Origin of the sequence: Pseudolactococcus hodotermopsidis, from assembly GCF_011170085.1 — a bacterium.
In the GTDB taxonomy this organism is placed as follows: domain Bacteria; phylum Bacillota; class Bacilli; order Lactobacillales; family Streptococcaceae; genus Pseudolactococcus; species Pseudolactococcus hodotermopsidis.
Genome location: NZ_BLLI01000071.1, coordinates 1 through 10,534 on the forward strand (window position 1 = coordinate 1; position 10,534 = coordinate 10,534).

The following is a 10,534-nucleotide window of genomic DNA, read 5'->3' on the forward strand; positions in this document are numbered from 1 at the left end:
ATAGATTCAAAGGTTGGACGTTTAACGCCAACTAGACGTTTAAAATGACTATCGCTGAGTTTCGTGAGGGATTCATAGTTCATGACTATAGTATAACAAATTTTTTTATTTTTGGGAGAAGTCTAATCGTCTAAATCACTTTAAACAAACTGTCCACTTTATTCTATAAAAAACATTTAATACCATTTTATTGAAAATATAAAATCACTTATTATCCAAAGTGACAATTTGAGCTAACTACCTTAATAAAGTCCGATTTTATGGTAAAATAAAACTATGATAACAAAAGAATTTGACACAATAGCAGCCATCTCCACCCCTCTAGGCGAGGGGGCAATCGGTATCGTTCGCCTTTCTGGTAGCGACGCCATTGCCATTGCAGATAAAGTATTTACGGGAAAAACTCTGACCAAGTGCGCCAGCCACACGCTCAACTACGGGCATATTGCTGATAACACGCGCGTTCTTGACGAGGTTATGGTTGGTGTCATGAGAGCGCCCAAAACGTTCACGCGCGAGGACATCATTGAGATTAACACGCATGGCGGGATTGCCGTTATGAACGAGATTCTTCAGCTCATTTTGCGCAATGGTGCAAGGCTTGCTGAGCCTGGAGAATTTACCAAACGTGCTTTCCTCAATGGTCGCATGGATTTGTCACAAGCTGAGGCGGTCATGGATATTATCCGCGCCAAAACAGATCAAGCCATGAACATTGCCGTTAAGCAACTTGACGGCAGTCTGTCAAACTTGATTAACAAAACGCGCCAAGAAATTCTCGAAACGCTAGCCCAAGTCGAAGTCAATATCGACTATCCCGAGTACGACGATGTTGAAGAAATGACCACGAAAATGCTCCGTGAGAAAACCGCTGCCTTTAAAAATTTACTAGAAAATCTACTGAAAACTGCCAAACGTGGCAAAATTCTCCGCGAAGGATTGTCAACTGCGATTATCGGTCGCCCAAATGTCGGCAAGTCCAGCCTGCTCAATCATCTGCTTGGTGAAGACAAAGCGATTGTGACCGATATTGCTGGCACAACGCGCGATGTTATTGAAGAATATGTCAATATTAATGGTATTCCGCTCAAACTTATTGACACGGCGGGTATTCGCGAAACAGATGATGTCGTTGAGAAAATTGGCGTTGAACGCTCACGTAAGGCGCTAGATGAGGCTGATTTGGTTTTGTTGGTACTAAATGCCAACGAACCGCTGACCGACCAAGATCGGCAATTATTGGCGCTGAGCGAGAACTCTAATCGGATTGTTTTGCTCAATAAAATGGATTTACCTCAAACTATTGACACGGCTGAACTGCCTCACGATGTCATCAAAATAGCCGTTATCAACGCCACCAACATTGAACAAATCGAAGAAAGAATCAACGCGCTTTTCTTTGAAAATGCGGGGCTGGTCGAGCAAGACGCGACCTATCTGTCGAACTCGCGCCATATTGCGCTGATTGAGCAGGCGCTTGAGGCACTGGATGCTGTCAATAGCGGTCTTGACCTCGGTATGCCTGTTGACCTCGTGCAAGTTGATATGACAAGAACTTGGGAAATTCTCGGCGAAATTACTGGCGATGCCGCACCTGATGAATTGATTACGCAGTTGTTTAGCCAATTTTGTTTGGGGAAATAAAAAGAGTTGTTCCGATTGGGACAACTCTTTATTATTCTCTATTCTTTCAAAGAATGGCGTTTGCCTTGTGCTATTGCCTCCGATTCTGACATTGTAACAATATTATTCTTATTCGTATTACTTGGCATAAGAGAGGTTCCATACCAATAGACATCACTTTTCCCTCCACCTGTAACATAAACCATTCTATCGGTCGTACTAGGCGCTTGAGCAGTTGCCGCTCGTGATTGCTCTGCTGCTTGTGCCTGCTCCGCTGCCACTCGTGACTGCTCTGCTACTTGTGCTTGCTCCGCTGCCACTCGTGATTGCTCTGCTGCTTGTGCTTGCTCCGCTGCCACTCGTGACTGCTCTGCTACTTGTGCTTGCTCCGCTGCCACTCGTGATTGCTCTGACTCCGATTGTTCAATACTTCTTGATTCCGAACTTTTCTTATCACGATACGCCGAACCAGGCTTGATAGTTATCTCTACCTTTTTTGAAATCTTCCATTTTTTATTTTCAACTGTCAATACAATCGTCTTTGGTTCAGCATCATCAAGTTGCGCTTTTAATGTAAACACACCTTTTTTATCAGATTTGACAGTACCAGTAGAAGTTGTTATTTTTGCACCAACTAATGCCTCGCCTCTAATAACAGCAAAGCCATTTTCATCAGCCGTAACCTCTTTTTCTACCGTGGGTGTCAGCTGTTTCATTCTTTTTACAAAAGTCTTATTCGGTATTACCTTCACTTTAACTTTTTTTGACAAACCATCTTTTGATACCTCAATTGTAATCTTTTTAGGTTTGGTTGTGGAAATTTTCTTTTTGAGAACAAATTTTCCTTTATTTGTTGCTGTGACTGTTTTATCGCCACCTATTACTTTAGCTTTTTCAAGTGTTTCACCTGAAATCTCCGCCAAACCATATTTATCTGTTTTTACAGTTTCAGGTACATCAATTTTTATATCACTTTTCAAAATTACTGATTCACTACTCTTACTAGTTTCAGCAAATACTGGTGTCGCTAATCCCATTGCCATGATTGCCGCTAACATTATTCTTTTTTTCATAACTCCCCTTACTACTTTCGCAGTCAATTTTCTCATAAAAAGCCGCCAATTTCCTAATATCAATTATTTTTAACAAGCTAATGGATGTTTAGGATAAGTACTATATTGCGATTTCATCAAAAAAACATCATTTCAAGCGTTTTCTTATTTCTTCTCAGCCCGCCGACTCAAAAACTTCATCACCGCCATAAAACTTTTCTTAAAAACACGTGGATAACTACGCGCCAACCAAACCACCGCTCGGTCGCCAAAGGCATGGAAATAGCGCCGTTTTGGTCGCTCATCTGTCGCAGCGGCATAAAAAACTTTCGCTAAATCCTCGGAACTCGCCCCAATCGCACTAGCATCCGCATTGAGCAAAGCCGCGACTTGATTAACCAACGGCGTATAAACCGAACCCACCTTAAGATTTTTCCGAGCATTTTGCATCGCAATCTCGCCCCAGCTAGAACGCGTACCTCCAGGTTGGACGATGATTGAGCGCACGCCAAATGGTGCAATCTCAATGTCCAGAGAATCACTCCACTGTTGTAGCGCCGCCTTAGTCGCATGGTAATAAGCCCCCAAAGGCACGTAAATATCGCCACCAATTGAGGAAATGTTGATAATTCGCCCCGATTTCTGAGCTCGCATCGTTGGCAAAACAAGCTGTGTCAAATCAGCCGTACCAAAGAAATTCGTCTCAAATTGCGTGCGCGCCTTGTCAAGCGAAATATCCTCGACAGGACCATATTCGCCATACCCCGCATTGTTAATCAACACATCAATCCGCCCCTCACGCGCCAAAATCGTCTCAATAAATGCTCGATTTGAGCTATTATCCGTCACATCCAGTTTCAACGCATGAATCCGCTCGCCAGTCGGAATTTTCGCCACACGCCGCGCACCACCATAAACCGTCCATCCCTTAGCCGCAAATAATTCCGCCGCCGCAAACCCCATACCATTACTCGCACCCGTAATCGCTACTACTTTCGTCATATCAATTTCTCCTTTTTTGAACTTCAAACTAATTTAAATAAACAATCATTTACTTTTCTTTAAAAGATAAAGGCACTCATGCCCTTACCGCATCCTGTGTTGCCACAATAAGTACCGCAATTTGTTCCTCAGAAATCGGTCTGCCGCAAACAATCGCTTGCTCAATCATCATATTCATCGCTCCAGCTGCAATCGCAGTAAACGTCTCAACTGGTAAATGCTTAAAGTCAACACTTGCCTGCATCCGCTCATACATCTGAAAAATCGGCAAAGCAATCGCTAACGTCTGCTTGTGAACCTCATGACTCACAAGCTCAGGATTTTGCTGAATCGCCCGCATATAAATCATCTCATTAGGCCATCGATTATAGGCTTGCGCAAAATGTGCAATCGTCACTGCCAACTGCTCAAACAAATCTGCCGTCGTAGCCAATTGCTCAGCCAAGCCAGCATCAATTTTCAGCTTAACCGCCAGATAGAGTTGCCCCAACAAGTCCTCCTTATCCTGATAATAGATATAAATCGTGCGTACCGACACATTGGCAAGTTTCGCTATCTTAGCCATACTCAGATTGACAATTCCCTGTGTTTGGACAAGTTCAAAGACCGATTGCGCAATTGCCATTTTTTTATTAAGGTCAATTTTCCTCATAACTCTATTGTAAATGAACGTTTACTTAAAGTCAAGAAAAACACTCAAATAAAACATAAGATTTTGAAAAAGTTTCAGACAAATGCGTCAACGGCTAAGGCACATTGAACAAGTAGTCTAATCATAAATATCAACCACACCCAAATTAGCCAAAATCATCTGAAATTCAGCTCTATCACCCAAATATTCATCAGCAAAAATCGCGACTGCCTCTTGTCTTGCCACTTCCAAAATAGGATAATCATTGACAATATCAGCCACAGAAAATTCAGGAATACCCGACTGTCGTGTGCCAAAAATCTCGCCACTGCCGCGCATTTTCAAATCTTCTTCAGCTAAAACAAAACCATTTTGCGTCTCAGTCATAATCTGCATACGCCGCTTACCCGTATCAGACTTGGGATTAGCAACCAAAATCGTATAAGACTTTTTCTCGCCCCGACCAACACGCCCACGCAACTGATGCAACTGCGACAAGCCAAAGCGATCGGCATCCATAATAACCATAATCGTCGCATTTGGCACATTAACCCCAACCTCAATTACAGTCGTTGATACCAAAACATCATATTTCTTCGCCTTAAAATCAGCCATAATCTGATCTTTTTCAGCATTTTTCATCTTACCATGGAGCAAAGCAATCTGCGCTGACAAACCAAAAAAGTCCTGCAACTCGCCAAAAAGTTCAGTCGCATTTTTCAAATCCATGACCTCGCTCTCCTCAATCAAAGGCGAGATAAAGTAAACTTGCGCTCCTTTTACGACCTCATCAGCCACCCAAGGCAAAATCTGCGGCATCAACTGCTCATGCTTGACCCACCGTGTCGTAATCGGCTGTCTACCCGCAGGCAACTCATCAATTACCGACACATCCATATCGCCAAAAGCCGTAATCGCAAGCGTTCGCGGAATAGGCGTCGCCGTCATCATCAACACATCTGGATTCTGCCCCTTTTCACGAAAAATCTTCCGCTGATTGACCCCAAAACGATGTTGTTCATCCGTAATCACAAGCCCCAAACGCTGATAGTTGACCGCCTCCTGTATCAGCGCATGCGTCCCCGTTATCATCTGCACCTCGCCATTTTCAAGACACCCCAACACCTCGCGCCGCTCAGCCACCTTCATCCCGCTCGTCAACACCGCCACACGCAACTCGGGAAAAAGCTGCTGCAAACTCTCAAAATGCTGATTCGCCAAAATCTCCGTCGGCACCATTAACGCCGCCTGAAACCCCGCCGTCACCGCCGCATACATCGCCAGACTCGCCACCGCCGTCTTCCCACTCCCCACATCGCCCTGCAAAAGCCGATTCATATGATACGGACTCGCCATATCCGCCAAAATCTCGCCAAGCGATGACTCTTGCGCCTTTGTCAAATGGTAGGGCAATTCACTTATTTTTTCTGCTACTTTTTTATCGTCAAACTTGATAACCAAGCCTTGCGTAACAGCCTTTTCTTTGAGACGAAGTGCCTGCAACTTCAACTGGAAATAAAACAACTCCTCAAACTTCATTCGACGTAACGCTTGCCGATGCGCCTCTTCATCAACTGGAAAGTGCATAGCATGCACCGCAATTTTCCGCGCCACCAACCGATATTTCTGCAACAAAAAATCAGGCAAATTCTCCTCAATCAACTCGCCACAACCATTATCAAAAGCCGTCTGAATCAAAGCCACAAGACTAGACTGCTTAACACCTTGCATCACATGATAAACAGGCTGAAAACCATTCTCAACTTGCCCCAAAATTTTCATACCCGTGATACTAAGCTTTTTCGCATCCCATTTACCATAAATCGCAATCTCAGCATCCATTACCACCTTATCCTGCAAATAAGGCTGATTAAAAAAACTAACCGAAACGACCGCCTCGCCTTGCTTAATCTTAAAAGTCAGTCGATTACGCCGAGCGCCATAATACGAGACATTAGCTGGCGTCACAACCCGCCCAACAATCGTCGTTTTCTCACCGTCAATCAACTCAAAAACCGACTTCGCCGCAAAATCATCATAACGAAAAGGAAAATATAACAACAAATCTTGCACAGTAAAAATCCCAAGCCCCTGATAACGCGCAACAGACTTCGGCCCCACACCTTTTAAAAATTGAATTGAATCTGTAAGTTTCATAATTTTATTATACCATGCTTTTCATCTCCTAGCTTTAATAGAAATACAAAAAAAGCGAGAAAACTCGCTTTCAAATCAAACTATTCCCCATACAATTCTTGCATTGGCTTAAACACAATATTCTGCAAATCCGACATAATAATCTGCAAAGCCTGCTCCTTGGCCAGCATCTCAGACAAAATCGAATTTTCCTGCAACTTGCCAAACAACTCCTGCGCTGCTTTCTGCTCATCCTCGCTCAAAGCTTGACCAGACTGCATTTTCAACTGAATCGCCATAAATTCCCCATACAAAGCATTCGCCGCCTCATCAGCCTTTACAGCCGCCATAGCAGCCACAACAGCCGTATACTCAGGCAAAGCACGCAACTCACGCTCCAGCTGATTCATCGTATCATAAATATTCATGAAATTTCTCCTTTAATTTGAACTTCAAGCTAACTTTCTACGAAAGTTTACACCTACGTCGCAACGCTTTTCAGTATCATATTTTTCGACTACACCTATTTTACCAAAAAACGCACAATATTTCTATCATGCGCATATAAAAAATGGTAAACTCAAGCCTTTTTCACAACAGAACCTTTCAATCCCATAGCACCAAAACCATCAATCTTAGCATCAATAAAATGCCCATTCTTCCCATTTTCGTTAATCTTAATATTCTTCGCCTTAGTTCCCTTTTTAATCGGCTTAGGCATGCCCTTCACAGGCAAATCTTGAATAATAATCACATCATCGCCAGTCGCCAATGCTACCCCAGCAGAATCAAGCACAACAAATTTGTCACTCGCATTATCAATATCAATTTGCGTAAACTCATTGCCACATTCTGAACAACCAAAAGTCGTATCAGACAGCTCATAAGTCAACTCACTCCCACAATTTGGGCATTTAGATGTTGCCATAATCATATTCCTTTTAAATCTAGGCTCTGACAAGAACCAACAGCAAGCAAAAGAAAAACGGGGAATCTGCATTCCTCGTTTCCCGCTCAATAACTCATATTATTTAGCAATTGATGCAAAGTATTCAAGCGTACGAACAAGTTGTGATGTATAAGACATTTCATTGTCATACCAAGACACAGTTTTAACCAATTGTGAACCGTCAGCAGCTTCAGTTACCTCAGTTTGAGTTGCATCAAACAATGAACCAAAGCCAATACCAACGATGTCAGATGAAACGATTTCATCTGTGTTATAACCATAAGATTCGTTAGCAGCAGCTTTCATTGCAGCATTGATTTCTTCAGCAGTTACTTTTTTGTCAAGAATTGTTACCAATTCAGTCAATGAACCAGTTGGAACAGGAACACGTTGTGCATGACCTTTAAGTTTGCCATTCAATTCAGGGATAACAAGACCGATTGCTTTAGCAGCACCAGTAGAGTTAGGCACGATATTTTCAGCAGCAGCACGCGCACGACGGAAATCGCCACCACGGTGAGGACCATCAAGTGTCATTTGGTCACCAGTGTAACCATGAACAGTTGTCATTGTCCCAACTTTAAGACCAAAGTTTTTGTTCAAAGCATCAGCCATCGGTGCAAGACAGTTCGTTGTACATGAACCAGCAGAAATAACTGTTTCAGTACCATCAAGAATGTCGTGGTTAGTGTTGAAAACAACAGTTTTAACATCTGCTCCACCAGGTGCAGTGATAACAACTTTTTTAGCACCATTAGCATGCAAATGTTTTTCAGCAGCTTCTTTAGTTGCAAAGAAACCAGTTGCTTCAAGAACGATTTCTACACCATCAGCAGCCCAGTCAATGTTTGTAGGGTCAGCTTCTTGAGAAACTTTGATGAATTTACCATTCACGTCAAAACCATTTTCTTCAACTTCAACAGTACCGTCGAAACGACCTTGAGTTGTGTCATATTTCAACAAATGTGCAAGCATTGCAGGATTTGTCAAATCATTGATACGTGCAACTTCAACACCCTCAATATTTTCAATACGACGAAGAGCAAGACGACCAATACGGCCGAAACCGTTAATACCAACTTTAACTACCATTTTGTAGAAATCCTCCTTATGGAAATCAATAATTATTTAATCTAAATGCCAAAGCATCTATAACAACTGAAAGTTAAATAATTAACTTACATTATAATCATACCCTTTTTATCGCATTTTTGCAAGAAAAAATGTTCATTTCACTCGTTTATTGTACTGTAACACATTACAAAAAAGCACCATTTCACACTTCCAATAAAACTATACCTATCATCTATTAAACAAACGCTTAAAAAAAGATTTCGATTTCTCATTCTCAAGTTCAAGCAAAGTCTGCTCACGCTCTGTCAAAGCCTTAGCCGTCAACTGCTGCTGCTGATCCAACTGCTTATCCTTCTCCGCAATCTGCAAATCTTTAATCGCAATCTGCTCAACCAAACGCACAATTTCAGCATTTTTATCCAGCATCAAATCAGACAAAATTCTATCAAAATCAATCGCCTCTGGCACTTTCTCAACAAGAAACTCAACAACCTCATCATCTTCCGCCAAAATCGCCTTTTCATAATGCTTCTCTAACGCTCTGATTCCCTCCTCATTGACAACAGTGACACCACGGTCATTCTTGTCCAAAAACCCCTCATCAAGCTTCTTAACGCGCGCATTCATCGCCTGACGTGTTACCCCAAAAGCCTCCGATAACTCCGTCACAGTCATATTTTTCATATCAATCTATCTCCATAACTTCTAGCCAATACATTAATTATAACAAAAAATCAAGCACCGCATCTATTTCCCACGGAAATTTCACGGTTTGTTACAAGTAAATGACATCACAATTTCTAAAATACACTAAACTTCTTGTAAATCAAGACTTTAAGCAAGATCGTCTTAAGAATTCAAAATTTTTATATGCACGAAAAAGTATGAAAATCTCAATGTTTTAAAGGCTTTTATTATTTTGTTACATAATTGTAATAAAACATGAAATTTCCGTGTCTATTTCCCCGAACACATCACGATTTTTTATGAAAATCCAGCAATGGTAGGAATTATTAAGTCTAAAATCCCGACATATAACTACTAATCCCTTGAAATATCGAAAATATGAATATAAACTACACATCTTTTATCACGAATGCTGATATTTCAATATTTCGAGCGTTCTGTAGTGACATGTTCGGAGATTCAGGTTACAACAATGATGACGAACGCAAAATTTTAAATTCTGCTAATTTAAATATACAAAAAAAGAGCCATTAAACTCTATCATTGTATTAAAATTTGCTTGTATTTATCAAATACCGGCGGCCGGGGTCGAACCGGCACGTCCGTGAAGACACTGGATTTTGAGTCCAGCGCGTCTGCCAATTCCGCCACGCCGGCAAATTCTTTTAATTATAATGGCAAGACCATTAAACTGGGGTAGCTGGATTCGAACCAACGCATGAGGGAGTCAAAGTCCCTTGCCTTACCGCTTGGCTATACCCCATTAATAATAGATAAGGCGACTGATGGGGATCGAACCCACGAATGCCGGCGCCACAAGCCGGTGTGTTAACCACTTCACCACAATCGCCATGTTGCAACACGGGCAGCAGGAATTGAACCCACACCAAAGGTTTTGGAGACCTTTGTTCTACCTTTAAACTATGCCCGTAAAGGTAATATGGAAGGGGAGGGATTCGAACCCCCGAACCCAAAGGAGCGGATTTACAGTCCGCCGCGTTTAGCCACTTCGCTACCCTTCCAGATTATATATTCAATTATTCCATTAGGCATACACCTAATGGGAGTTGAGGGGTTCGAACCCCCGACCCTCTGCTTGTAAGGCAGATGCTCTCCCAGCTGAGCTAAACTCCCATACGAACTTTAACTCAACTGCCCTGTGTCTACGGTTGCTACGCAAGCCTCGACACAAACGCTTACGCGTTAGCTGAGCTAAACTCCCAATAAAAGCGACCTCACAATCGCTCTCTCTTAGCTTGGCACCGACCCTATCTCACAGGGGGCAACCCCCAACTACTTCCGGCGTGATGAGACTTAACTACTGTGTTCGACATGGGTACAGGTGTATCTCTCATGCTATTAGCACCAAACTTACTTGCT

At 42.3% G+C, this 10,534-nt stretch carries 8 protein-coding genes, 6 tRNA genes, 1 rRNA gene and 1 pseudogene; 1 reads left to right on the forward strand and 15 read right to left on the reverse strand.

Translation table 11 applies throughout. The features are described 5' to 3' along the window. Positions 1-276: 276 nt before the first annotated feature. Positions 277-1,644 carry a tRNA uridine-5-carboxymethylaminomethyl(34) synthesis GTPase MnmE gene (gene mnmE, locus Hs30E_RS09385; protein WP_172209701.1) on the forward strand — a complete coding sequence of 456 codons (1,368 nt, stop codon included), beginning with the start codon at positions 277-279 and terminating at the stop codon, positions 1,642-1,644. Between the two features lie 38 nt (positions 1,645-1,682). Here the strand turns inward: mnmE and Hs30E_RS11650 are convergent. The 15 genes and pseudogenes from Hs30E_RS11650 to rrf all read right to left on the reverse strand — a co-directional run. Then, a pseudogene (locus Hs30E_RS11650) lies at positions 1,683-1,895 on the reverse strand (hypothetical protein); the annotation flags it as partial. A 945-nt stretch (positions 1,896-2,840) separates the two neighbouring features. Next, complete coding sequence (locus Hs30E_RS09395; protein WP_172209702.1) at positions 2,841-3,677, reverse strand: SDR family NAD(P)-dependent oxidoreductase; 837 nt, start codon at positions 3,675-3,677, stop codon at positions 2,841-2,843. 76 nt (positions 3,678-3,753) lie between these two features. Then, on the reverse strand, positions 3,754-4,302 hold the full coding sequence (locus Hs30E_RS09400; protein WP_172209703.1) for a TetR/AcrR family transcriptional regulator: 549 nt from the start codon (positions 4,300-4,302) through the stop codon (positions 3,754-3,756). A 144-nt stretch (positions 4,303-4,446) separates the two neighbouring features. Continuing rightward, positions 4,447-6,465 (reverse strand): ATP-dependent DNA helicase RecG, encoded by a 2,019-nt coding sequence (gene recG, locus Hs30E_RS09405; protein ID WP_172209704.1) that lies wholly within the window; start codon positions 6,463-6,465, stop codon positions 4,447-4,449. Between the two features lie 80 nt (positions 6,466-6,545). Beyond that, on the reverse strand, positions 6,546-6,872 hold the full coding sequence (locus tag Hs30E_RS09410) for a YlbF family regulator (RefSeq protein ID WP_172209705.1): 327 nt from the start codon (positions 6,870-6,872) through the stop codon (positions 6,546-6,548). A 152-nt stretch (positions 6,873-7,024) separates the two neighbouring features. Then, on the reverse strand, positions 7,025-7,372 hold the full coding sequence (locus Hs30E_RS09415) for a zinc ribbon domain-containing protein YjdM (protein ID WP_172209706.1): 348 nt from the start codon (positions 7,370-7,372) through the stop codon (positions 7,025-7,027). A gap of 99 nt (positions 7,373-7,471) precedes the next feature. Next, complete coding sequence (gene gap, locus Hs30E_RS09420) at positions 7,472-8,485, reverse strand: type I glyceraldehyde-3-phosphate dehydrogenase (protein ID WP_172209707.1); 1,014 nt, start codon at positions 8,483-8,485, stop codon at positions 7,472-7,474. Between the two features lie 210 nt (positions 8,486-8,695). Beyond that, positions 8,696-9,151 carry a DUF536 domain-containing protein gene (locus Hs30E_RS09425; RefSeq protein ID WP_172209708.1) on the reverse strand — a complete coding sequence of 152 codons (456 nt, stop codon included), beginning with the start codon at positions 9,149-9,151 and terminating at the stop codon, positions 8,696-8,698. Positions 9,152-9,727: 576 nt separating this feature from the next. Continuing rightward, a tRNA-Leu gene (locus Hs30E_RS09430) sits at positions 9,728-9,811 on the reverse strand. A gap of 34 nt (positions 9,812-9,845) precedes the next feature. Beyond that, positions 9,846-9,917, reverse strand: a tRNA-Gln gene (locus tag Hs30E_RS09435). Positions 9,918-9,931: 14 nt separating this feature from the next. Beyond that, positions 9,932-10,004, reverse strand: a tRNA-His gene (locus Hs30E_RS09440). Positions 10,005-10,014: 10 nt separating this feature from the next. Further along, a tRNA-Trp gene (locus tag Hs30E_RS09445) sits at positions 10,015-10,085 on the reverse strand. A gap of 10 nt (positions 10,086-10,095) precedes the next feature. Further along, a tRNA-Tyr gene (locus tag Hs30E_RS09450) sits at positions 10,096-10,176 on the reverse strand. 39 nt (positions 10,177-10,215) lie between these two features. Further along, positions 10,216-10,288, reverse strand: a tRNA-Val gene (locus tag Hs30E_RS09455). 120 nt (positions 10,289-10,408) lie between these two features. Beyond that, a 5S ribosomal RNA gene (gene rrf / locus Hs30E_RS09460) occupies positions 10,409-10,524 on the reverse strand. Positions 10,525-10,534 lie beyond the last annotated feature (10 nt).